This window comes from Streptomyces boetiae (genome assembly GCF_031845405.1).
Classification (GTDB): domain Bacteria; phylum Actinomycetota; class Actinomycetes; order Streptomycetales; family Streptomycetaceae; genus Streptomyces; species Streptomyces boetiae.
Map to the genome: position 1 here is coordinate 179,244 of NZ_JAVREN010000006.1, position 23,012 is coordinate 202,255.

Annotated in this window: 21 protein-coding genes; 18 read left to right on the top strand and 3 right to left on the bottom strand. The window is 75.0% G+C overall.

Annotated elements, in window-relative coordinates; all coding sequences use genetic code 11:
- Both RM780_RS06465 and RM780_RS06470 read right to left on the bottom strand, forming a co-directional pair.
- Entirely contained in the window at window positions 1–831 is an 831-nt protein-coding gene (locus RM780_RS06465) for an aldo/keto reductase (RefSeq protein WP_311629529.1), read from the bottom strand.
- Window positions 832–915: 84 nt separating this feature from the next.
- Window positions 916–1,689, bottom strand: coding sequence for a ZIP family metal transporter (locus RM780_RS06470; protein ID WP_394812898.1), 774 nt, complete (start codon window positions 1,687–1,689; stop codon window positions 916–918).
- Between the two features lie 81 nt (window positions 1,690–1,770).
- Here RM780_RS06470 and RM780_RS06475 point away from each other — a divergent pair, with 81 nt between their 5' ends.
- The 17 genes from RM780_RS06475 to RM780_RS06555 all read left to right on the top strand — a co-directional run bounded on the left by RM780_RS06475 (window position 1,771) and on the right by RM780_RS06555 (window position 20,490).
- Complete coding sequence (locus RM780_RS06475) at window positions 1,771–2,238, top strand: phage holin family protein (protein ID WP_311629531.1); 468 nt, start codon at window positions 1,771–1,773, stop codon at window positions 2,236–2,238.
- Window positions 2,214–2,420, top strand: a complete 207-nt coding sequence (locus RM780_RS06480) for a DUF3618 domain-containing protein (RefSeq protein WP_311629532.1) — start codon at window positions 2,214–2,216, stop codon at window positions 2,418–2,420. The genes RM780_RS06475 and RM780_RS06480 overlap by 25 nt, the downstream gene beginning before the upstream one ends.
- A 53-nt stretch (window positions 2,421–2,473) precedes the next feature.
- The gene (locus tag RM780_RS06485; RefSeq protein ID WP_311629533.1) at window positions 2,474–3,706 is read left to right on the top strand and encodes a DUF4032 domain-containing protein; all 1,233 of its coding nucleotides are present in this window, start codon (window positions 2,474–2,476) and stop codon (window positions 3,704–3,706) included.
- A 4-nt stretch (window positions 3,707–3,710) separates the two neighbouring features.
- The gene (locus tag RM780_RS06490) at window positions 3,711–4,499 is read left to right on the top strand and encodes an Fpg/Nei family DNA glycosylase (protein WP_311629535.1); all 789 of its coding nucleotides are present in this window, start codon (window positions 3,711–3,713) and stop codon (window positions 4,497–4,499) included.
- Between the two features lie 113 nt (window positions 4,500–4,612).
- Window positions 4,613–5,590, top strand: a complete 978-nt coding sequence (locus RM780_RS06495; protein WP_311629536.1) for an ATP-binding cassette domain-containing protein — start codon at window positions 4,613–4,615, stop codon at window positions 5,588–5,590.
- Window positions 5,587–6,402 carry an ABC transporter permease gene (locus RM780_RS06500; RefSeq protein WP_311629537.1) on the top strand — a complete coding sequence of 272 codons (816 nt, stop codon included), beginning with the start codon at window positions 5,587–5,589 and terminating at the stop codon, window positions 6,400–6,402. Before RM780_RS06495 ends, RM780_RS06500 begins: the two co-directional genes overlap by 4 nt.
- Window positions 6,403–6,439: 37 nt before the next feature.
- Window positions 6,440–7,384 (top strand): Rieske 2Fe-2S domain-containing protein, encoded by a 945-nt coding sequence (locus RM780_RS06505; protein ID WP_394812899.1) that lies wholly within the window; start codon window positions 6,440–6,442, stop codon window positions 7,382–7,384.
- 142 nt (window positions 7,385–7,526) lie between these two features.
- Window positions 7,527–8,354 (top strand): SAM-dependent methyltransferase, encoded by an 828-nt coding sequence (locus tag RM780_RS06510; RefSeq protein ID WP_311629538.1) that lies wholly within the window; start codon window positions 7,527–7,529, stop codon window positions 8,352–8,354.
- Between the two features lie 134 nt (window positions 8,355–8,488).
- Entirely contained in the window at window positions 8,489–9,076 is a 588-nt protein-coding gene (locus RM780_RS06515) for an AAA family ATPase (protein WP_394812900.1), read from the top strand.
- 321 nt (window positions 9,077–9,397) lie between these two features.
- A complete protein-coding gene (locus RM780_RS06520; RefSeq protein ID WP_311629539.1) occupies window positions 9,398–10,378 on the top strand; it encodes a hypothetical protein in 981 nt (326 codons plus the stop codon).
- Between the two features lie 38 nt (window positions 10,379–10,416).
- Window positions 10,417–11,517: an alcohol dehydrogenase catalytic domain-containing protein gene (locus RM780_RS06525; protein ID WP_311629540.1), complete on the top strand. Its 1,101-nt coding sequence runs from the start codon at window positions 10,417–10,419 to the stop codon at window positions 11,515–11,517.
- 149 nt (window positions 11,518–11,666) lie between these two features.
- Complete coding sequence (locus tag RM780_RS06530) at window positions 11,667–12,797, top strand: ABC transporter substrate-binding protein (RefSeq protein WP_311629541.1); 1,131 nt, start codon at window positions 11,667–11,669, stop codon at window positions 12,795–12,797.
- Window positions 12,797–14,629, top strand: coding sequence for an ABC transporter permease (locus RM780_RS06535; protein ID WP_311629542.1), 1,833 nt, complete (start codon window positions 12,797–12,799; stop codon window positions 14,627–14,629). Before RM780_RS06530 ends, RM780_RS06535 begins: the two co-directional genes overlap by 1 nt.
- 76 nt (window positions 14,630–14,705) lie before the next feature.
- Window positions 14,706–15,839 carry an ABC transporter ATP-binding protein gene (locus tag RM780_RS06540; RefSeq protein WP_311629543.1) on the top strand — a complete coding sequence of 378 codons (1,134 nt, stop codon included), beginning with the start codon at window positions 14,706–14,708 and terminating at the stop codon, window positions 15,837–15,839.
- 40 nt (window positions 15,840–15,879) lie between these two features.
- Window positions 15,880–16,842 (top strand): TAXI family TRAP transporter solute-binding subunit, encoded by a 963-nt coding sequence (locus RM780_RS06545; RefSeq protein WP_311629544.1) that lies wholly within the window; start codon window positions 15,880–15,882, stop codon window positions 16,840–16,842.
- 286 nt (window positions 16,843–17,128) lie between these two features.
- A complete protein-coding gene (locus tag RM780_RS06550; RefSeq protein ID WP_311629545.1) occupies window positions 17,129–17,929 on the top strand; it encodes an ABC transporter ATP-binding protein in 801 nt (266 codons plus the stop codon).
- A complete protein-coding gene (locus RM780_RS06555) occupies window positions 17,926–20,490 on the top strand; it encodes an ABC transporter permease (RefSeq protein ID WP_311629546.1) in 2,565 nt (854 codons plus the stop codon). Before RM780_RS06550 ends, RM780_RS06555 begins: the two co-directional genes overlap by 4 nt.
- 198 nt (window positions 20,491–20,688) lie before the next feature.
- Here RM780_RS06555 and RM780_RS06560 read toward each other — a convergent pair whose 3' ends face one another.
- A complete protein-coding gene (locus RM780_RS06560) occupies window positions 20,689–21,414 on the bottom strand; it encodes a TetR/AcrR family transcriptional regulator (protein WP_311629547.1) in 726 nt (241 codons plus the stop codon).
- Between the two features lie 130 nt (window positions 21,415–21,544).
- On the opposite strand from RM780_RS06560, the gene RM780_RS06565 reads away from it, so the two are divergent.
- Window positions 21,545–22,999 carry an MFS transporter gene (locus tag RM780_RS06565; RefSeq protein ID WP_311629548.1) on the top strand — a complete coding sequence of 485 codons (1,455 nt, stop codon included), beginning with the start codon at window positions 21,545–21,547 and terminating at the stop codon, window positions 22,997–22,999.
- Window positions 23,000–23,012 lie beyond the last annotated feature (13 nt).

The following is a 23,012-nucleotide window of genomic DNA, read 5'->3' on the forward strand; positions in this document are numbered from 1 at the left end:
TCAGAACTCCTCGTGGTGGTCCGGGTCCCCGCCCAGCCGCCGCGGCGGCCGTCCGGCGACCGCCTCCAGCTCAGCTTCGGTCAGCGCGAAGCCGAAGACGTCGAGATTCTCGCGCTGCCTGGCCGGGTTCGCCGACTTGGGGACGGGAACGGCCCCCAGCTGCACGTGCCAGCGCAGCACCGCCTGCGCCGGGGTCACCCCGTGCGCCCGGGCCACGCGGCCGATCGCCGCGTCCTTCAGCAGCTCGCTCCCGCGCCCCAGCGGGCTCCAGCTCTCCGTGACGATCCCGTGCTTGGCGTGGAACGCCCGCAGCTCCTCCTGGGGCAGCAGCGGGTGCAGCTCGACCTGGTTGACGGCCGGGAGCACGCCGGTCTCCCGCTCCAGGCGCGCGATCTGCTCCGGCGTGAAGTTCGAGACGCCGATGGAGCGGGCCAGGCCCTCCTCGCGCAGCCGGATCATCGCCCGCCAGGACTCCACGAACCTGTCCACGCGGGGCAGCGGCCAGTGGATCAGGTACAGGTCCACCCACTCCAGCCCCAGCCGGTCCAGGGACTCCCGGAACGACCTCAGCGTCTCCTCGTACCCGTGGTCGCGCCCGGGCAGCTTGGTGGTGACCGCGACCTCCTCCCGAGGCACGCCGGAGGCCGCGACGCCGCGGCCCACGCCCCGCTCGTTGCCGTAGTTCACGGCCGTGTCGACCAGCCGGTACCCGGCGGCCAGGGCCGAGCGCACCGCCTCCTCCGCCGCCTCGTCGTCCAGCGGATACGTCCCGAGCCCGGCCGCGGGCAGCGTGCGCCCGTCGTTGAGCGTGTGAACGGGGGATTCGGCCACGTGCGCCTCCTGGGGTCCTCCTCAAGTCTGGGCGCGCCCCGCGCGGGGCGCACGTCCGGCCGCCCGCCCCGCCCCGGGCGGTTGTCACGCGTGGGAGAGCCCGAAGGACACCAGGAAGCCGCACACCAGCACCAGCCCGATCGCCAGGTGCGCGCGGGCGAAGGCCTCCGGGATCATCGTGTCCGCCAGCATCGTGAGGATGCCCCCGGCGGCCACGGCCGTCACCGCCGCCTGCACGCCCGTCGGCAGCCCGCCCACCACGGCGTAGCCCAGCACCGCCGAGGCCGTGCTCGCCGCCGCGATCCCGCCCCACACGCCGAAGACGTAGCCCGGCCGCCGCCCCGCGGCCCGCATCCCGGCCGAGGAGGACAGGCCCTCGGGGACGTTGCTGAGGAAGACCGCCACCACCGTCACCAGGCTCACCTCCCCGCCGTCCAGCAGGCTGACCCCGATGGCCGCAGATTCCGGCACGCCGTCCAGCAGCGCGCCCAGCGCCAGCGCCACGCCCGAGCCCTCCTGCTGCGCCTCCGAGGGCTGCCGCTGGCCCGGCCCGCCGTCCCCGGAACGCTTGCGGTGGCGCGCCCCGCGCCGGGCCAGCGCCGCGTTGCCCGCCGTATAGGCAACGCCCCCGGCGAGCGTGCCCGCGACCGCCGGGCCGAGGCCGCCCTGGTCGTAGGACTCCCCGACCAGCTCGAAGGAGACGGCCGAGATCAGCACCCCGGCGCCGAAGGCCATCACCGTGGCCACCAGCCAGGAGGGCACCCGCAGCCCATAGCCGAGGGCGGCGCCCAGCAGCAGCGCCGACCCGGCCACCAGGCCCCACAGGCCCGCGAGCACCGCTTCGGGGATCGTGTCCATATCCGTCCTGGTTTCCCCCCAACCACCCGGGCTACTCGTGGGCCCAGGGACGCCGAAGGGGCGTCCGGCGGAGGTATTGAGATGTCGTTGACCTCACGGAAGCCCGTCCAGGAACGGGGGAGCGAGGCCCGGGACGGGGACGCGCGGGCGGACGGCCGCCGCGGGGACCGTTCCCGCGAGTCCCTGGGAACGCTCTTCTCCGACGTGGTCGAGGACGCGCAGGACCTGTTCCGGCAGGAGGTCGAGCTGGCCAAGGCCGAGGTGCGCGAGGAGGTGGCCGGTGCCGGGCGCGCGGCCGGGATGTTCGGCGCCGCCGGGTTCGCCGGCTACATGGTCGCCGTCTTCCTCTCCCTGGCCCTGGCGTTCGGCCTGGCCAACGTCATGGACGCCGGGTGGGCCGCGCTGATCGTGGCCGGCCTGTGGGCCCTGGCGGGCGGCGTGCTGTTCCTGCGGGGCCGCGCGCGGATGAGCCGGCTCTCGCCCAGGCCCGAACGCACGCTGCGCACCCTGAAGGAGGACGCCGCATGGGCACGTCACCCGACCGGATAAGGGCCGACATCGAGGCCACCCGCGACCGGCTGGCCGGCGACCTGAACCGCCTGGCAGAGCGGGCTTCCCCGCGGCGCCCGGGAGCGGGCCCGCGCAAGGGCCGCCTGCGCGGCGCGGTCTCCGGACTCCAGGGACTCCGGGCCCGGCTGCGGGGCCGGGGCGGCGCGAAGGCCCGCCGCTGACACCCCCCTCCGGGCAGGGCCACGACTGGGCGGTCCTGGCGCAGACTGGGGACATGGAGCTCCAGATCACCGCCACCGACCCCGCGCAGCCGGCGAACCTGCTCGACCTGCCGTGGGACGTTCCGCTGGCCGAGTGGCCGGAGAAGCACCTGGTGGCGCTGCCGCGCGGCATCTCCCGGCACGTGGTCCGCTTCGCGCGGGCCGGCAGCGAGGTGTTCGCGCTCAAGGAGGTCGGGGAGTGGGCGGCCGTGCGCGAGTACGAGCTGCTGCGCGACCTGGACCGGCTGGCCATCCCGGCCGTGGACCCGGTGGCCGTGGTCACCGGCAGGCGCGCGGTCGAGGGAGAGCCGCTGGAGCCGGTGCTGATCACCCGTCAGCTCAAGGGTTCCCTGCCCTACCGCTCGATGTTCGAGACGACCATGCGGCCGGGCACCATCAAGCGGCTGCTCGACGCGCTGGCCGTGCTGCTGGTCCGCCTCCACCTCAGCGGCTTCGCCTGGGGCGACTGTTCCCTGTCCAACACCCTCTTCCGGCGCGACGCCGGCGCCTACGCCGCCTACCTGGTCGACGCCGAGACGGGCCAGCTCCAGCCCGAACTCACCCATGGCCAGCGCGACTACGACCTGGAGGTCGCCCAGGTCAACATCGTCGGGGAGCTGATGGACCTGGAGGCCGGCGGCTCCCTGCACCCGGCCGTCGACCCGGTGCCCTTCGGTCAGGAGATCGTGGAACGCTACGGCGACCTGTGGCACGAGCTGACCCGTCCCTCGGTCTACCCGCGCGACAAGCGCCACTACATCGACCGCCGCATCCGCCGCCTGAACGAACTCGGCTTCGACGTCGCGGAGATGCAGATCCAGCACTCCCCGGACGGCGACGAGGTCACGTTCCTGCCCAAGGTCGTGGACGCCGGCCACCACCAGCGCCAGCTCTTGCGCCTGACCGGCCTCGACGCCGAGGAGAACCAGGCCCGCAGCCTGCTGAACGACCTGGAGACCTGGATGGCCACCCAGGAGGACTACGTCCCCGGCGACCCCCTGGGCGCGCGCCCCGAGGTCCTGGCGCACCGCTGGGTCCGCGACGTCTTCCGCCCGGCCGTGCGGGCCGTCCCCACCGCGCTGCGCGAGGGCATGGACACCGCGCAGGTCTACCACGAGCTGCTGGAGCACCGCTGGTACCTCTCGGAGCGGGCCCAGCGCGACGTGGGCATGGAAGTCACCGCAGAGGACTACCGGCGCACGATCCTCGCCCCGCGCGCGGAGGCCGAGCCCGACGGCGTACCGTAGCGATATGCCCGAATTGCCGGACGTGGAGGACTTCCGCCGCACGCTGGACTCCTGCGCGCGGGGACGCCGCGTGGAGCACGTCGAAGTCGCCGACTCCGGGGTGCTGCGCGGCCTGACGCCCCAGCGGATGCGCCGGGCGCTCACCGGCCGGACGGTCGCCGGCTCCGAGCGGCGCGGCAAGTGGCTGCTGGCCCGCACCGACGGGCCCACCCTGCTGCTGCACTTCGGAATGACGGGACGCCTGGCCTGCCTCGGCCCCGAAGATCGTGCCGCCCGCCACGACCGCGTCACCCTGGCCCTGGACGACGGCCGCCGCCTGGCCTACCGCGACCAGCGCAAGCTCCGGGGCCTGTGGCTGGCCTTCCGCGAGGAGGACGTCGGCCGCGTCATCGGGGACCAGGGCCCCGACGCGCTGAGCCTGACCCGCTCGCAGCTCGACGGCCTGCTCGCCGGACGCCGGGCCCGCGTCAAGGCCGTTCTCACCGACCAGTCCGCCCTCGCCGGGCTCGGCAACCTCCTGGGCGACGAGATCCTGTGGCGCGCCCGCATCGCCCCGGCCCGCCGGGCCGACGACCTGGGCCCGGACGAACGCGGGCGGCTGGCCACCGCGCTGCGCCAGGTGCTGCGCGACTCCGTGCGCGCCGGGCACGTGCCCACCCGCGACTCCTGGCTCACCGGGCACCGCGACGACCCCGACGCCACCTGCCCGCGCTGCGGCGGCCCCCTGGCCCGCGACCGCATCGCCGGACGCACCACCGCCTGGTGCCCCCACTGCCAGCGCCCCGCCTCCTGACCCGCCCCCACGTCCCCCGCCCGCCCGCCTCGCCTCGCGGGCCCCGCCGGTCCGGCCCATAGTGGGGGAGACCCGGGCTCCGGCCCGGGAGGGCGAGGAAGGGAGCGGACCCCATGGCCGACGCCATCGTCGCGGAGGGGCTGGTGAAGCGCTTCGGCGCGACCACCGCGCTCGACGGCGTGGACCTGAGCGTTCCCGCCGGGACCGTGCTCGGCCTGCTGGGGCCCAACGGTGCGGGCAAGACCACCGTCGTCCGCGTCCTGGCCACCCTGCTGCGGCCCGACGCCGGGAACGCCTCCGTCGGCGGCCACGACGTGCGCTGCGACGCCCACCGCGTGCGCCAGCTCATCGGCCTGACCGGGCAGTACGCCTCCGTGGACGAGCAGCTGACCGGCACCGAGAACCTCCTGCTGATCGGCCGCCTCCTGGGCATGGGCCGCGCCGAGGCCCGGCGCCGCGCGCACGAGCTGCTGGAGCGCTTCGGGCTCTCGGACGCCGGGAGCAGGGCCGTGGGCACCTACTCGGGCGGCATGCGCCGCCGCCTGGACCTGGCCGCCAGCCTCGTGGGCAGGCCGCCCTTCCTCTTCCTCGACGAGCCGACCACCGGCCTCGACCCGCGCGCCAGGACCGGCCTGTGGGAGCTGATCCGCCGCCTCGTGGACGAGGGCACCACCGCCCTGCTCACCACCCAGTACCTGGAGGAGGCCGACGAACTGGCCGACAGGATCGTGGTGATCGACCACGGCCGGGTCATCGCCCAGGGCACGCCCGAGGAGCTGAAGGCCACCACCGGCGGGCGGATGCTCGCCGTGCGCCCCCGGGACGCCGAGCGCCTGCCGCTGGTCCGGCAGGCCGTCGCCGAACTCGTCGAGGCGGAGCCCGAGGTGAAGGGCGGGGTGATCACCGTCCCCGTCACCGACCCGGCCGTGCTGCCCGCCGTGGTCCGCCGCCTGGACGACGCGGGGGTCCTGCTCACCGAGCTGGCCCTGCGCGGTTCCAGCCTCAACGAGGTCTTCCTCAGCCTCACCGGCCGGCCCACGGACGGCGACCCGGGCATCGCCCCCGGCGCCGGAGAGGAGGCGTCCCCGTGACCGCCGAGGCCCCCGCCCACGCCGACCGTCCGCTCAGCCCCCGCGTCGGCCTCCTCCAGGGCGTCCGCCAGAGCCTCACCCTCGCCTGGCGGACCCTGGTGCAGGTGCGGCACAACCCGTACGAGCTGAGCGACTTCAGCATCCAGCCGATCATGTTCGTCCTGCTGTTCACCTATGTCTTCGGCGGCGCCATCGCCGGCTCCACCCAGGACTACCTGCGCTTCATGCTCCCCGGCATGATCGTGATGAACATGCTCTTCGTGACCCTCTACGTCGGCCAGGGCCTCAACACCGACGTCCGCAAAGGAGTCTTCGACCGCCTCAGGTCCCTGCCCATCGCCCGCTGGGCCCCGCTCGCCGGGCGGATCGCCGCCGACCAGGTCAAGCAGGCCTGGTCCATCGTCCTGGTGGTCGCGGTCGGCATGATCCTGGGCTTCCGCCTCGGGAGCCCCGGGGTCCTCGGCCTGCTGGGCGCCGCGGTGCTGCTGCTGGCGTTCGCCCTGGCGTTCTCCTGGGTCGCCGTCCTGGTGGGCCTGCTCGCCAAGGACGCCGAGCGCGTGCAGATCTTCGGCTTCACCGCCCTCTTCCCGGTCACCTTCGTCAGCAACGTCTTCGTACCGGCCGACACCATGCCCGGCTGGCTCCAGGCGTTCGTGGACATCAACCCCGTCAGCACGCTGGCCGAGGCCTGCCGTGGCCTGATGCGCGGCGGCGAGGTGGCCACTCCCGTGGCGCAGTCCCTTGCCTGGGCCGCGGCCATCGCCGCCGTCTTCGCGCCGCTGTCCGTCGCGGTTTTCAAACGCAAGGTCTGAGGAACCCGCTCAGCCAGCCTCAGAAGGGACGCCCCGCATGGCCGCACCGACCGACCTCGTCACCGAGGGCCGAACGCCCGCCGAAGGAGCGCTCGCCGCGATGCGCGCGCTGCTGCCCGACCCCGACCGCCCCGGGCGGGTGCAGGCCGCCCTGGACCGCGTGGAGTCGGCGCGCTGGGCCGACCCGCTGCTGATGCGGCTGCGCGGCCTGGTGCGGTCCCTGCCAGAGGGCACCCGCGACGCGCTGCACGGCACCCGCCTCGGGCACCCGGTCCACCCCGTGCTGGTCCAGGTGCCCATCGGCACCTGGACCTCCGCGGCCGTGCTCGACCTGCTGCCGGGCCGGCGCCGCGGCGCCGGCCTCCTGGTCGGCGTCGGCCTCGCCGCCGCCGCGCCCGCCGCCCTCGCCGGCTGGGCCGACTGGGCCGAGCTGCACAAGCCGCAGATGCGCGTCGGCCTGGTGCACGCCGCGGCCAACACCGTCGCCGTCGGGCTCTACGCCGCCTCGCTCGCCGCCCGCCTGCGGGGCCGCAGGATGAAGGGGCGCGCCCTGGCGTACGCCGGCCTGCTCACCGTCAGCGCGGGCGGCGCCCTCGGCGGCCACCTCGCCTACCGCCAGGCCGCGGGCGTCAACCACGCCGAGCCCGTCTCCGTGCTCGCCGGGCCCGGCTGGCAACCGGTCGGCGAGCTGGCCGACTTCCCGGTGGGAACGCCCGTCTCGCGCATGCTGGGCGAGGTGCCGGTCTTCGTGCTGCGGCAGGCCGACGGCACCGTCCACGTCCTGGCCGACCGATGCTCCCACCAGGCCGGGCCGCTCTCCGGCGGCGAGGTCGCGGACGGCTGCGTCCGCTGCCCCTGGCACGGCAGCACCTTCCGGCTGACGGACGGGCACGTCGTGCACGGCCCGTCCACCGCGCCCCAGCCGGTGTTCGAGACCCGGGTGACCGCGGGGTTGCTGGAGGCCCGCCTGCCCGGGACCTGACGGCCCGCCGGGACCCGCCGCCTGCCCGGCCCGGGCCGGCGATCCCGGCGGAGCGCTGGCCCGCCCGCCCTCCAGGTGGTTCGATGTCCGCGTCGCCTCAACGTGAGGAAGGCGTGCGCGAGATGAACCAGGGGAGTGGCCGGTGAGTGGCGAAAAGGAGTCCGAGACGGGGGCGTCCGGCGGCGGCAGGGGAGCGGCCATCGACGCGTCGGTGCCGCACTCGGCCCGCATCTGGAACTACTGGCTGGGCGGCAAGGACAACTACGCGGTGGACCGCGCCGCGGGCGACGCCTACCGCGAGGCGTTCCCCGACGTGGTCGACATCGCCCGCTCCTCGCGGTACTTCCTGGTCCGCAGCATCCGCTACCTGGCCGGCGAGGCCGGCATCCGCCAGTTCCTCGACGTCGGCACCGGCCTGCCCACCGTGGACAACACCCACGAGGTCGCCCAGCGCGTCGCCCCCGAGGCCCGCGTGGTCTACGTGGACAACGACCCGCTGGTCCTCGTCCACGCCCACGCGCTGCTCACCAGCTCCTCGCAGGGTGCCACCGAGTACATCCAGGCCGACGTCCACGAGCCCGAGGCCATCCTCGCCGCCGCCGGCCGCACGCTGGACCTGACCCGGCCCGTGGGCCTCATCCTCTCCGGCATCCTCGGCCACGTCGCCGACTACGACGAGGCCAGGTCGATCGTCGCCCGCCTGCTGGACGGGCTCCCCGCGGGCAGCTTCCTCTCGCTGAACGACGGCATGATCACCGACGAGGCGTACGCGCGGGCGCAGCAGGAGTACAACGACACCGGCGCCGTCCCGTACAACCTCCGCACCCGCGACCAGATCGCCGGCTATTTCGAGGGCCTGGAGCTGGTGGAGCCGGGCGTGGTCCCGGTGCCGCTGTGGCGGCCCGACCTGCCTGAGCTGGACGGGGGCCAGCCGCCGAACGCCGTGGGCGGGGTGGGGCGCAAGCCGTAACGGCCGTCCGCGGCAGGGGGGTTGGGCCCGGCGGCATTGCCCGCCCCGGTCGCGGCCGGTTACCGTGAGCGACACCGGGGCACCAGGGAGGGGACAGGGCCATGGCGCACTGCGCGAGGAGTGCCCCGCCGCGGGTGCTCGATTTCCGGGGCGCCGAGGCGCGCGCTCCGCTGGTCCTGCGCTGGCCGGCGGGCCACCACGTGGTGGTCTCGGGGCTGCCCGGCAGCGGCAAGTCGACGCTGATGCGCCGGCCCGTGGTCGTCGCCGGGCCCCCGGTCGCCCGCATCGACTCCCAGGAGACCCGGGACCTGTGGGCCGCGCGGCTGCCCGCCTGGCTGCCGTACGCCTGCTACCGGCCCGCCGTGCGGCTGGCCCACTACGCGCGCCTGTGGCGGGCCCTGCGCTCGGGGGCCAGCGTGATGGTGCACGACTGCGGCCGGACGGCCTGGGTGCGGCGCTGGCTGGGGCGCGAGGCGCGGCGCTCGGGGCGGGCGTTCCACCTCCTGGTCCTCGACGTCCCCCCGCCGGCCGCCCTCTCGGGCCAGTCGGCCCGCGGCCGGTGGGTCTCCCGGCGCGCCTTCGCCGGGCACCGGCGCGCCGTCGCCCGCCTCCTGGCCGAGATCGAGGCGGGCCGCCTCCCCCCGGGCTGCGCCTCCGTCGCCCTCCTGGACCGCACCGCGGCCGGAGCCGTCCGCCACTTCGGCTTCACCCGGCCCGGCTGACGCCCCGCCCGCCGTTCCCGTGATCGCGGTCCGCCTCTCCCGGGCCGCGCCGCTCCTCCTAGCGCACAGCACCCCGGTCGCTCCGCGGCCGGGGTGCTGTGCGCGTCCGAATGAGTCCTGATATACGGGATGCCCGGCCTGGTATACGGGACCGCGTTTCGAGCAGATCGGACGTAACCTGTCCAGTCCGATCCTTGCAGATGTATTGACCGCCACATCCCGGTCGTGGCAGGGTCCCAAATCGAAGGACAGCAGTCTCGCTAAGCAGGACATGAAGCGGGTGGCCGGAAGGCCGCCTCACCCGGTCAAGGAGGATCGATCATGGGGATCGTCCAGGAAGTCATCGACGCCTTTCCGTTCGACGGACGGCCCCTGCTGCTGGAGCGCGACGAGGACCTGCTGCTGGCGCCCCCGCTGCCGAGCCGCAAGCAGCTACGGGCGCACCCGCCCGTGGAGGCCGTCCACTTCCCGCCGGAGTACATCGAGCGCGAGTTCTCCCACCCGCGCGGGATCTACGAGAGCGACTTCCTGCGCGTCGAGTGGCAGACGATGAACAACCGCCAGCCCTTCTACCACCGCAACTGCGACGTGGACGAGATGTCCTTCCAGGTGGCGGGCGAGCGGACCCTGATGACCGAGCTGGGCACCGTCGAGCTGACCCCCGGCGACTTCTCCCGCATTCCCGTCGCCATCGCCCACGACAACTACGGCCGGCGCGACATCCACCTGCTCTTCTACGTGCCCGCCCCCGTCGAGGAGCTCCAGCCGGCCGTGCGCACCGCCCAGCCTCTCGAAACGCCCTTCCCCGGCTGGGAGGCCGCCCACACCAACGAGCTGATCACCGAGTGCCTGGGCGGCCCGGAGCACGACATCGTCATGGCCCCCGCCGACGAGCGCCTCCTGCTGGGCCACGCCGACCGCGTCGCCGAGCGCATCCGCCTCCAGCGCCCCGACGAGGACGCCGAGGGCACCACCTGGCTCTACGGTTCCCGCGACCTCCTCATCGGCCGCGCCGACGCCGCCTTCTCCGACGGCCGCACCTACACCCGCCACCGCAACGCCACCGAGATCCAGTACCAGATCAGCGGCACCCGCACCCTGGTCACCCAGCGCGGCAGCCTCCACCTGGAGCCCGGCGACTTCGTCAGCATCCCCGTGGGCATCGCCTTCACCAGCATCCACGGCGGCCCCTCCCGCCACATCGTGCTGGCCTCCGCCCGCGAGGTCCCCCGCGTCGCCGACGCGACCAAGAAGGGCGAGCCGATCACCGCCGCCGAGGCCGACGCCCTGCGCGCCGCCTGACCGGCCCGCCCCCGACCCGCCGACCCAGGAGCCGCGCCATGCCCCTCATGTCCGCCGCCCGTGCCCACCGGGGCACCGCGGACTTCACCCTGGAGAAGACCGAGATCCCCGAGCCGGGCCCCGGCGAGGTGCTGATCAAGGTCGCCGCCGCCGGCCTCGCGCCCAGCATCCCCAAGCTGCTCGCGCTCGGGGCGTTCAGGCACCTGCCCACCACGCCCGGCCACGAGATCGCCGGCACGGTCACGGCCGTCGGCCCCGACGCCGACGAGGCCCTCACCGGCCGCCGCGTCCGCGTCCACCCCACCCTCTCCTGCCGCGCCTGCCGCTTCTGCCGCACCGACCGCGAGCAGCTCTGCGCCGAGTCGGCCATGATCGGCCACGCCGCCTTCGGCAAGGGCGAGCTGAAGCTGTACGCCCGCTACCACGACGGCGGCCTGGCCGAGTACGTCCGCGTCCCCGCCTGGCTGGTGGACGAGCTGCCGGACAACGTCAGCTTCGAGGTCGGCGCCAAGGTCCACGACCTGGGCAACGCCGTGCGCGCCCTGAAGTGTGCCGCCCTCCCTGCGGCCGGCTCCCTGATCGTCACCGCCGCCACCGGCACCATGGGCGTGGCCACGGTCAAGCTCGCCCGCCACTTCGGCGCCGGGCGCCTGGTCCTGGTCGGCCGCTCCGCCGAGCGTCTGGAGGCCGTCCGCGCCCTGGCCGGGCCCGTTCCCGCCGAGACCGTCGCCCTGGAGGAGCTGGGCGAGGACTGGGGCACGGACGGCGCCCTCACCGGCCGCCTGCGGGCCCTGCTGCCCGAGGGCGCCGACGCCGCCATCGACTACCTCCCGGCCGGACCCGGCTCCGGCCAGACGGCCGCCGCCGTCGGCGCGGCGGGAACGTTTGTGCACATGGGCGGGAACGGCGCGCCCTTCCCGCTCTCGCTGCGCGACCTGATGCACGACTGCCTGCGGATCGTCGGCACCCGCAACTGCACCCGCGCCGACACCGCCGCCGTCCTCGGCCTGCTCGCCTCCGGGCAGCTCACCGCCGAGGAGCTGATCACCCACCGCTACCCCCTGACCGAGGTCAACGCCGCCGTCGCCGCGATGCTCGGCCGCACCGAGCCCATCTGGATGGCCGTCGTCCACCCCTGAGACCCCCGGAGCGCGCCGGCCCACTCCAGGCCGCCCCGGACCCCCACACCCCACAGCACCACACCGACACCCCGACCCGCCCCCCGTGGCCCCGGCATGCCCGCACCCGCCTCCGTGACCGGAGCCCGACCCGTAAGTGAGGACCCCCGATGAGACGCCGCCTGATGCGCCACTGGCGCGCGGCCGTGGCCGCGACCGCCCTGATGACCATAGCCACCGCCTGCGGCTCCGACGACGACGGCGGCGGCAACGACGACCCGGCCGCCCTCGCCGAGGCCGCCGAGCAGCGCCTGGCCGACAACCCGGCCCTGGCCGAGCTGGTCGAGGCCGCCCGCCAGGAGGGCGCCCTCAACCTCAACTGGGGCCTGCACGGCCAGGGCGCCCTGGAGGACCTGACCGACGCCTTCCAGGAGGCGTACGGTCTCGACCTGGACGTCACCCTCACCCCCGACCAGAACATGCCGGGCAACGTCGCCGAGGTGATCGAGGAGAACAACTCCGGCTCCCGCTCCTCCACCGACGCCCTCCTGGCCAGCTCCGACCTCACCTTCAGCGTCGGCCCCCAGGGCGCCGACGCCCTCCAGGCCATCGACTTCACCGAGGTCGCCCCCTGGACCGAGGACCTGGTCAACTCCGACGGCACCTCCGTGACCCTGCTCGACCAGATTCCCGGCTTCACCTACAACACCACCCTCATCCCCGAGAACGAGGTCCCGCGCTCCGCCGCCGAGGTGCTGGAGCTGGACCAGCCCGTCGCCAGCACCCCCTACGCGGCGCAGTTCAACATCCTCGGCGACGAGAACATCATGGGCGAGGAGGGCATACGCGAGTACCTGGGAGCCTTCGAGCCCGCCGGCCTCTTCGGCTGCGGCGAGCTCAGCCGCGTCGCCTCCGGCGAGTTCGCCGCCCTGTGGCTCTCCTGTGGCAGCAACCTCGCCGCGGTCGTCGCCGAGCAGGGCGCCCCGCTGGAGACCGCCATCCTGGAGGACGCCGCCGTGGTCTCCCCCTGGTACGCATCGGTGCCCAAGAACGCCGCACACCCCGCCGCGGCCACCCTGTGGGTCACCTGGCTGACCACCCCCGAGGCCCAGGAGCTGCTGTACGAGCACGAGCTGGCCGACAACACCCGCGTCGAGGGCAGCCGCACCGCCGAGGAGATCGCCGCCCACGAGGCGGACGGCGTGGAGTTCACCGAGAACAGCTACGAGTACGTCGCCGACCACCCCGAGCTGTTCAGCCGTGAGTTCAAGAGCGAGCTGATCGAGCTTCTGACGGACTGATGGACATGCACGAAGAACAGCACCCGGGCGGCGGTGTCCTGACGGCCGATCAGGCCGCGGACGACCGGCCCGCCCCCGCCGCCCCGGCTCCGGCCGGGGCGGCGGCCCCCGCCCCGCGCCGCCGCCGGCCCACCGCGACCGGCGTCCTGGCCGCCGTCATCGCGCTGCCCGCCCTGTGCGTGGTGGCCCTCCTGGTCCTCCTGCTCTACCTCGGCTTCCGCGAACAGGGCTCGCCCCACGGCGCGTTCACCCTGGACAACTACACGTCGCTGTTCGGCGACGCCCGCGTCTGGGAAGTCGTCTTCAACACCGTCCTGTACGTCCTCGTCACCCTCGTCGTCGCGCTCAGCCTCGGCACGGCCCTGGCCCTGCTGGTGGAACGCACCGACTTCGGCTGGCAGCGCACCATCAACACCGCCATGGTGCTGCGGGTCCTGGTCCCCGGCTTCTTCACCGCCATGGGCTGGATCTTCCTCTTCCACCCCCGCATCGGCGCGGTCAACCAGTGGCTGATGGACTGGTTCGGCCTCTCCTCGGCGCCCATCAACATCGCCTCGCTCGTCGGCATGGGCTTCGTGGAGGGCATGGCCCTGTCCGCCGTCACCTTCATCATGGTCTCCAGCAGCCTGCGTTCGGTGGACGGCTCCCTGGAGGAGGCCGCCCGCGCCTCCGGCGCCACCGCCTGGGGCGCCCTGCGCCGCGTCACGCTGCCGCTGATCCGACCCAGCCTGATGGGCTCCGCGATCTTCTCGGCCACCATCGCGATCTCCGCGCTCGACATCCCCCTGATCATGGGCCTGTCGAACAACATCCACGTCTTCAGCAGTTACCTCTACGTCGCCACCAACCCCTCCTCCGGCGTCACCGAGTACGGCGTGCCGGCGGCGTTCAGCGGCGTGATGATCCTGCTCGCCGTGGCCTTCAGCCTCTGGTACCTGCGCACCCTGAAGTCAGCCCGCCGCTACCAGGTCGTCACCGGCAAGGGCTACCGCCCCGTCCGCATCCGCCTGGGCAAGTGGCGCTGGGCCGCCTGGCTCTTCGTCGGCGGCTACTTCCTGTGGTCCACCATCCTTCCCGTGCTGATGGTCGTGTGGATGTCCCTGCTGCCCTTCGTCCAGCAGCCCTCCGCCGAGGCGCTGGAGAACGTCTCGCTGGACAACTACCGCAACCTCGACTGGGACTACGTCCTGCGCGGCCTGGAGACCACCGTCAAGCTGATGCTCATCGCGCCCACCCTCGCGGTGCTGCTGAGCCTGGCGTTCTCCTGGATCGTGGTGCGCTCCCGCCTGCGGTTCCGCTACGCCTACGACTTCATGGCCTTCCTCCCGCAGGCCGTGCCCACCACCATCTTCGCCTTCAGCGCGCTGATCGCCGCCCTGTACTGGACCGAGGGCTGGTACGACCTCTACGGAACGCTCATCCTGCTCGCCGGCGTCATGGCTCTGGTCCAGCTCGCCTTCGGCACCCGCATGTTCAACGCCGGGCTGATGCAGATCCACACCGAGCTGGAAGAGGCCGCGGCCATGTCCGGCGCCTCCTCCTGGCAGGCGATCCGCCGCGTGACCCTGCCCCTGCTGCGGCCCGTGGCCACCTACACCTGGCTGTGGCTCGCGCTGCTGACCCTGCGCGACCTGACCGTGCCCACCCTCCTGGGCTCCCAGGACACCCTCACCCTCTCCGTGGCCTCCTGGATGCTCTACAACACCGGCCAGGTCGGCGCCTCCTCCGCGGTCACCCTGATGACCCTGCTGTTCATGGCCCCGGTCGTCGTGCTCTTCCTGGTGCTCACCCGCGGCCGAGGGGCCGCGGCCGGGGCCGGGGGAGCGCCGTGACCGCCCGCCGCACCCCCCGACCCGGAGCTGTTCCGGGAGGCTCCGACATCCGCACCACACCCCCGGAGGGACTCGCATGACCGCCACCGAACCGCGCCGGCCCCTGGCCGTGGAGGACCTGCGCAAGGGCTTCGCCGACCGCGGCAACACCGTCAACGCCGTGGACGGCGTCAGCTTCGAGATCAAGGAGGGCGAGCTGTACACCCTCCTGGGCCCCTCCGGCTGCGGCAAGACCTCCACCCTGCGCTCCGTCGCCGGCCTCGAACGCCCCGACGGCGGCCGGGTGGTCATCGACGGCACCCTCGTGGCGGGCGTCGCCGAGGGCACCTTCGTGCCGCCCAACCGCCGCGACATCGGCATGGTCTTCCAGAGCTACGGCATCTGGCCGCACATGACCGTCTTCGACAACGCCGCCTTCCCCCTCCAGGTGCTGCGCCGCAAGCCGCCCAAGCAGGAGATCAGGGAGCGGGTGGAGAGCGCGCTGGCCGTCGTCCAGCTCGCCGGCTACGAGGGCCGCATGGCCACCCAGCTCTCCGGCGGCCAGCAGCAGCGCCTCGCGCTGGCCCGCGCCCTGGTGCGCCGCCCCAAGCTGCTGCTGCTGGACGAGCCGCTGTCCAACCTCGACGCCAAGCTCCGAGGGGCGATGCGCGCCGAACTCGCCTCCCTCCAGCAGCAGTTGGGCATCACCACCCTCTACGTCACCCATGACCAGGCCGAGGCGCTGGGCATGTCCAGCCGCATCGCGGTGATGTCCGCCGGCCGCATCGTGCAGGAGGGCACCCCCCGCGACATCTACCAGCGGCCCGCCACCCGCTTCGTCGCCGACTTCGTCGGCACCACCAACTTCCTCGAAGGAACGGTCGTCTCCGCCGCCCCGGCCGGGGATTCCGGCCCCGGCACCCGGATCGGCACGGCCCTGGGCGAGCTGGTGGGCACCGCCGCGCCCGGAGTGAAGACCGGCGACCAGGTCCTGCTGGCCGTCCGCCCCGAGGCCGTCCGCCTCCACCTCACCGAGCCGGCCGCCGCGCCCAACGTGGTGCCCGGCGAGCTGGAGCAGGTGATGTTCACCGGCGAGTGCCTGGACTGCCACGTCCGGGTGGGCGACCACGTCTGGATCACCCGCCAGGAGCCGCGCCTGGCCGCCGGCCCCGGCGACAAGGCGTGGCTCGAACTGCCCGCCGACGCCCTGTCCATCGTTCCCAGCGCCTGACCGCCCGCCCCAGCGCCTGACAGCAAGGACCCGCCACCCCATGCCCCTCGAAGCCCGCGACCTCAAGATCCTGTGCCCGGGTCAGAACTGGATGGCCATCGGCAGCCTCCTGGCCAACGGCCTGGGCGGCTACTACAGCCCCCTGCCCGACGGCACCACCATCGCCGCCGTCACGGGCACGCCGCCCTCCGCCCTCGGCATGGACGGCCCGCGCCTGGTCGCCGAGGGCCACTACCAGTTCGCCATCACCACCCCGGCCTGGAACCTCACCTGCGCGGTGGAGGGGCGCGGCCCCTACGAACGGCCGCTGCCGCTGCGCGCCCTGGCCGCCTTCCCGCACGACGACCGGCTCGCCCTGGCCGTGCGCCGCGAGACCGGCATCACCGGCCTGCGCCAGATCGCCGAACGCCGCGTCCCCCTGCGCCTGTCCGTGCCGCCCCGCGAGCAGGGCCACCCCGTCACCTGGGTCCTGGACGAGGTGCTGGGCCGCTGCGGCTTCGCCCCCGAGGACGTCGAACGCTGGGGCGGCGCGCTCCTCAAGGACCGGCCCCGCTCGCAGAACTCGCCCGAGGCCACCCCCGTGGACCCCTCCTTCGACGCGGTCTTCGACGAGGCGATCATGACGCTGCGCTGGCGGCGCATCAGCGAGACCTACGACCTGCGCTACCTCCCGCTGGACGAGGACGTCCTCGCCCACTGCGCCTCCCTGGGCATGCCCGCCGGGGTGCTGGAGCGCGGGCGGCTGCGCGGCGTGGAGGAGGACGTTCCCACCCTCGACTTCTCCGGCTGGGTCCTCTACTGCGCCGCCGACCTCCCCGAGGAACTGGCCTACCTCGCCATCCGCGCCCTGGACGAGCAGCGCGAGGCGATCACGGCCCGGTTCACCGGCCCCACCCCGCCGATGACCAGCCCCTTCGAGCTGGGCCGCGCCGCCGCCGACGTGCCCGTCCCCCTCCACCCCGGCGCGGAGGCGTACTACCGCGAGCACGGCCACCTCGACTGACGCGCGCGCGGCGGCCGTTGACCCCACGGCCGGCCCCGCGCAACCGGACCGCCCCGCCGGGAGCAGCCCCGGCTACCACCGCAGGAGTAGCCGGGACCCCGGCGCTCCCGGCGGGGCCTCCCCCCGCAGCAGCCCCACGGCCGCCGCCCGTACGACGACCCGGGCACCCCCCGGACGGAAGGCTCGGAACGACGCACCGCACCGCGTCCCCGAGACCCTCCGACCGAGGAGCTGACCCCGCGATGAACGTCCCCACCGCCCGCCGCCGCGCCCACGGAGGCGCGGCATGAGCGTCTCCGCCCCCGTGCTCGCCGCCGCGGCCCGCGTCATCGACGCCGTCAAGATCCACGGCACCGGCACCGCCGAGGTCCGCGCCCTCGACGGCGTCAGCGTCGAGTTCCCCGCCGGCCGCTTCACCGCCATCATGGGCCCCTCCGGCTCCGGCAAGTCCACCCTGATGCACTGCGCCGCCGGCCTGGACACCCTCACCGGCGGCCACGCCTTCCTCGGCGACACCGAGCTGACCGGCCTCGACGACCGCCGCCTGACCCTGCTGCGCCGCGAGCGGATCGGCTTCGTCTTCCAGGCGTTCAACCTCCTGTCCACCCTCACCGTCGCGGAGAACATCACCCTCCCGCTCGACCTCGCCGGCCGCCGCCCCGACCCGCAGTGGCTGGAGACCCTCATCGGCCTCGTCGGCCTGCGCGACCGGCTGCGCCACCGCCCCGCCCAGCTCTCCGGCGGCCAGCAGCAACGCGTCGCCGTGGCCCGCGCGTTCGCCGGCCGCCCCGAGGTCGTCTTCGCCGACGAGCCCACCGGCAACCTCGACTCCCGCTCCGGCGCCGAGGTGCTGGGCCTGCTGCGCCGCACCGCCCGCGACCTGGGCCGCACGGTCGTCATGGTCACCCACGACCCCGTGGCCGCCGCGCACGCCGACGAGGTCCTCTTCCTCGCGGACGGCCGCCTCGTGGACCGGATGGCCTCGCCCACCGCCGACCTCGTCCTGGACCGGATGCACCGCTTCGTCCCGGGCGCCGGGCGCGCCGGAACGTCCCCGGCCCGCACCGGAGAGGACGGCCGGCCGTGAGCGCCGCACGCACCGGACTGCGCCTGAGCGCCGCCTCGCTGCGCGCCCACCGGCGGCGCTTCGCCGGGACCTTCCTCGCCGTCCTCCTCGGCACCGGCTTCCTGGCCGGCACCCTCGTGATGGGCGACACCCTCCGCGCCGCCTTCGACACCATGTTCGGCAACGCCACCGGCGGCACCGACGCCGTCGTCCGCGGCGCCGACGAGATCACCGTCGAGGACGAGCCCTTCGGCACCCGCCGGCCCGTGGACACCTCCCTGCTCCCGCGCATCGAGGCCCTGCCCGAGGTGGCCGCCGCCGCCCCCGGCATCGAGGGCTTCGGCCAACTCCTCGACGCCGAGGGCGAGCCCGTCGGCGGCGGCGGGCCGCAGACCCTGGCCGGCAACTGGATCGCCGACCCCGGCCTCAACCCCTACGCCCTGGCCGAGGGCCGCGCCCCCGCCGCCCCCGGCGAGGCCGTCATCAACCGCGGCGCCGCCGAGGACGGCGGCCTCGCCATCGGAGACACCACCACCCTCCTCACCCCCGACCCTCTGACCGTCACCATCACCGGCCTCGTCACCTTCGGCGGCCAGGACGGCATGGGCGAGAACACCTTCACCGGGCTCACCGAGGCCGACGCCCAGCGCCTCACCGAGCGCCCCGGCACCGCCGGCACCCTCCAGGTCCGCGCCGCCCAGGGCGTTGCCCAGGACGCCCTGGTGCGGGCCCTGACGCCCCTGCTGCCGGAGGGCGTCGAGGCCGTCACCGGCGAGGAGGCCACGGCGGAGAACACCGACGCCATCTCCGGCCAGTTCCTCGACGGCTTCACCACCGGCCTGACCGCCTTCGCCGGGGTCGCCCTGCTGGTGGCGGCCTTCACCATCCACAACACCTTCGCCATCGTCGTCGCCCAGCGCACCCGGGAGAACGCCCTCCTGCGCGCCCTGGGCGCCACCCGCCGGCAGGTCGTGGCCCAGACCGTGACCGAGGCCCTGGCCGTCGGCACCGCCGCCGCCCTCGCCGGCCTGGCCGCGGGCCTGGGCATCGCCACCGGCCTGCGCGCCCTCTTCCCCGCCGTCGGCTTCCCCTTCCCCGACGGCGGCCTGGTGATCACCGGCACCGCCCTGGCCGTCCCCTCCCTCACCGGCCTTGCCGTCTGCGCCGGCTCCGCCCTGCTGCCCGCCCTCCGCGCCGGCCGCACCGCCCCGCTGGCCGCGCTGCGCGCCACCGCCGTGGACGGCGCCGGAGCCTCCCGCGCCCGCGCCCTCGCCGGGCCGCTGCTGGCCGCCGCCGGAGTCGCGCTGGCCGTCGCGGGCGTCGCCTCCGGCCCGTCCGTGGCCCTCACGGTCACCGGGGCCGTGCTCACCCTGGCCGCCTTCGTCGTCGCAGGCCCCGTCGCCGCCGCGGCCGCGCTGCGCCTGGCCGGGCCGCCCCTGCGGCGGCTGCGCGGCGCCTCCGCCTCCCTGGCCCAGCGCAACGCCCTGCGCAGCCCCCGCCGCACGGCCGCCACCGCCACCGCGCTGATGATCGGCGTCGCCGTGGTCTCCCTGTTCACCGTCCTGGGCGCCTCGCTGCGGACCACCATGGACGAGACCGTGGACCGCGCCTTCGCCGGCGACGTCGCCGTCCGCGTCCCCGGCTTCGGCCCCGAGTCCGGCGCCGCGCTGAGCCCCCAACTCGCCCCCGCCCTCGCCGCGTTGCCCGAGGTGGAGACCGCCCTGGGCCTGGGCAGCGGCGTTGCGGAGGTGGCGGGGGAGGGCAGCGCGCTGACCGTCACCGACCCCGCGGCCCTCGGCCGCGTCCTGGCCCTCGGCGCGGTGGACGGCGACCTCGCCGCCCTGGGAACGGACGGCCTGGCCGTCTCCGCCGACGCCGCCGACGACCACGGCTGGCGCGCGGGCTCCACCGCGGAGCTGACGTTCGCCGACGGCAGCACCCAGGCGTTCACCGTCCGCGCCGTCTACGCCGAGGACGGCCTGGCCGGGGACTACGTCCTCACCCGCGCCGCCTGGGCCCCGCACGCCCTGCGCGAGGCCGACACCCTCGTCGCCGTCACCTTCCGCGAGGGCGTGGACCCCGCCGCCGGGAAGGCCGCCGTCGAGGCCGCGGCCCGGGACCACGGCAACGCCGAGGTGCAGACCCGCGCGGAGTTCGCCGCCTCCTCGGCGCAGGGCGTGGACATGATGCTCACCCTCGTCTACGCCCTGCTCGGCCTGGCCGTGCTCATCGCTCTGTCCGGCATTGCCAACACCCTCACCCTCGCGGTGCACGAACGCACCCGCGAGCTGGGCCTGTTGAGGGCCGTGGGCCAGACCCGCGCCCAGCTCCGGGCCACGGTCCGCTGGGAGTCCGCGCTGGTGGCCGCCTTCGGCACGGCCGGCGGGCTGACCCTGGGCGCGTTCCTCGGCTGGGCCCTGGTCCGCGCCACGGACTCCTCCGGCACGGGCGCCTTCACCGTCCCGCCGCTCCAGCTCACCATCATCGCCCTCACCGGCCTCCTCGCCGGCGCCGCCGCGGCCTGGCGCCCCGCCCGCCGAGCCTCCCGCCTCCCTGTCCTCCAGGCGGTGGGCATGGAGTAACGCGCCACCGCCCGGTCGCGGGCCGCGCGACCGGGCGACGGGCAGGCCGTGCGATCGAGTTCCCCGGCTCTCCGGACCGGGCGTTTGCCGGAGGCGCCCGTTCGGCCGGGGGCCGGGCGCCGCACGCCTTGACGGGCGCAGGCGTTTTCCGGCGCCCCCGCCTTGCAGCCCCTCCGCCCACCCCTGGTCGCCCGGCGGTCAGCCGGCCGTCGCGGCCCGTGCCGATCCGGTCGCAAGGCCCGACGCCGTGCGGGCTGCTGGGCGCTCGGGTCGCGTGAAGCGGGCGGGACGCCTCGGCCCGGCGAGGGCCGCGCGCAGGGCCGGGCCCAGAATGCGCCGGACCTCCTCCGGGGACAGCGCGGCGACCGGCCCCAGCGGGTTGAGGTACCGGGTGAAGATCAGGCCGCCCATCAGCGTCATCGCGGCCGTGGCCCGCTCGGTCGCGTCCGGGCCGCCCAGATATTCAGCAATCCGGGCCAGCACCTCCCGTTCGAGGAATTCCCGCAGCACCGGCAGCGCCTCCTCGTCCGCGCCCAGCGCCATCCGCCCGAAGCCGGAGAGCGGGTCGCCCGGCGCCGGATCGTCCCCCAGGTCGGTGATGGCCCGCAGCAGCCGGTCCGCCAGCTCGGCCGGGCCGCCCCCGCGCCCCGCCGCCAGGGCCTCGGCCACCGCCAGGGACTGCCCGCACCGAACCCGCAGCGCCTCCCCGAACAGGCCCTGCTTGGACCCGAAGTGATAGGCGATCAGGGCCGAGTCCACCCCCGCCGCGGCGGCCACGGCCCGCAGCGTCGTGCCCCGGTAGCCGCGTTCGAGAAACAGCCCGCGGGCCACCTCCGCGATCCGCTCGCGGGTGGGCGGGTTCCCCGGCGGGCGGCCCCGCGTCCTCGTGCGTTCCCCGCCCGCCGGCGCGCTCACGTTATTCATCACCGTTGAATATCCGGGCCTCTCGCTCGCACTGTCAAGGCCCGCCCGCCACCCCCGGCTGGGGGCACCTCCCAGCGGTAGCTGGAGGAGGGCCTGTTCCACCCCCGAGCCAGAAAGCGAAGCACCGGCCATGACCCTCGCACCGTCCCCCGCCCCCGCCACCGGCCGGGCCCCCGCCCGGCCGGGGCTCGTCCTGGCGTTCCTCTGCGCCGTCCAGTCGATGATCTACCTGGACGTGACCATCGTGAACGTCGCCCTCCCCTCCATCCAGAACGACCTGGGCATGGCCGCCGGCGACCTCCAGTACGTCGTCACCGCCTACGGCACCCTCCTGGGCGGCTTCCTGCTCCTGGGCGGCCGGCTCGCGGACACCCTCGGCCGGCGCCGCCTGCTGCGGGCCGGGGTCGCCCTGTTCGGCCTCGCCTCCCTGGCCGCCGGGCTCGCACAGGACCCGGGCCTGCTCATCGCGGCCCGCGCCGCGCAGGGCTTCGGCGCCGCGCTCACCGCGCCCGCCGCCCTCTCCACGCTGACCACCACCTTCCCCGAGGGCGCCGCCCGCAACAAGGCCCTGGGGATCTGGGGCGCGCTGGCCGGCGTCGCCTCCGTCTGCGGCGTCCTGGCCGGCGGGCTGATCACCGAAGGGCCGGGCTGGCGCTGGGTGTTCCTCATCAACGTCCCGATCGCCGCCGCCGCGGTCGCCTGCGCGCCGCTGCTCCTGCCCGCCGGGCGGAACGCCGCGCCCGGCCGCCGCTTCGACACGGCCGGGGCCGTGACCCTGACCGCCGGGCTGCTCCTGCTCATCTACACGCTCGACGAGGCGGTGGAGGCCGGCTGGTGGGCGGGCCGGACGGTCGGGGGACTGGCCGGGGCCGCCGCGCTGCTGGCCGCGTTCGCCCTCATCGAGACCCGCGCCGCCGCGCCGCTGCTGCCGCCGCGCGTCCTGCGCCTGGCCGCGCTGCGCACCGCGAACGCCACGACGGTGCTGCTGTTCGGCGCGATGCTGACCCTCTTCTTCTTCGCCAGCCTCTTCATGCAGCAGGTCCTCGGCTACTCGGCGCTGCGGGCCGGGCTGGCGTACGTGCCGCTCGCGCTCACCGTGGCCTTCGCCGCGGGCGTCGCCTCCGGCCTGGTGGCCCGGGTGCCGGCCAAGGCGGTCCTCCTGGCCGGCTCCCTCCTCGCCACCGGGGGCCTGCTCCTGCTGGCCCGCCTGCCCGTGGACGCCTCCTACGCCGCCGACGTGCTGCCCGCCTTCCTGGTCCTGGGCGCGGGGCTCGGCCTGTGCTTCGTCCCGCTCCAGATAGCCGCGGCCCACGGCGTCGGGGAGCGCGACGCGGGCGTGGCCGCGGGCCTGATCAACACCAGCCAGGAGGCAGGCGGCGCGCTCGGCCTGGCCGTCGTCTCCACGCTCGCCTTCAGCCGCGTCGCGGACCTGATGCCGGCGGCCGGGGCCGACCCTCAGGCCCAACGGGCCGCCCTGGCAAGCGGCTTCCACCACGCCTTCCTCACCGGCGCCTGCTTCGCCGCGGCGGCGCTCCTCCTGGCCCTCGTCCTCCTGCCCCGGATGGCCCCGGCCCGGCCCGCCTAGCCCTCGCCGGCCT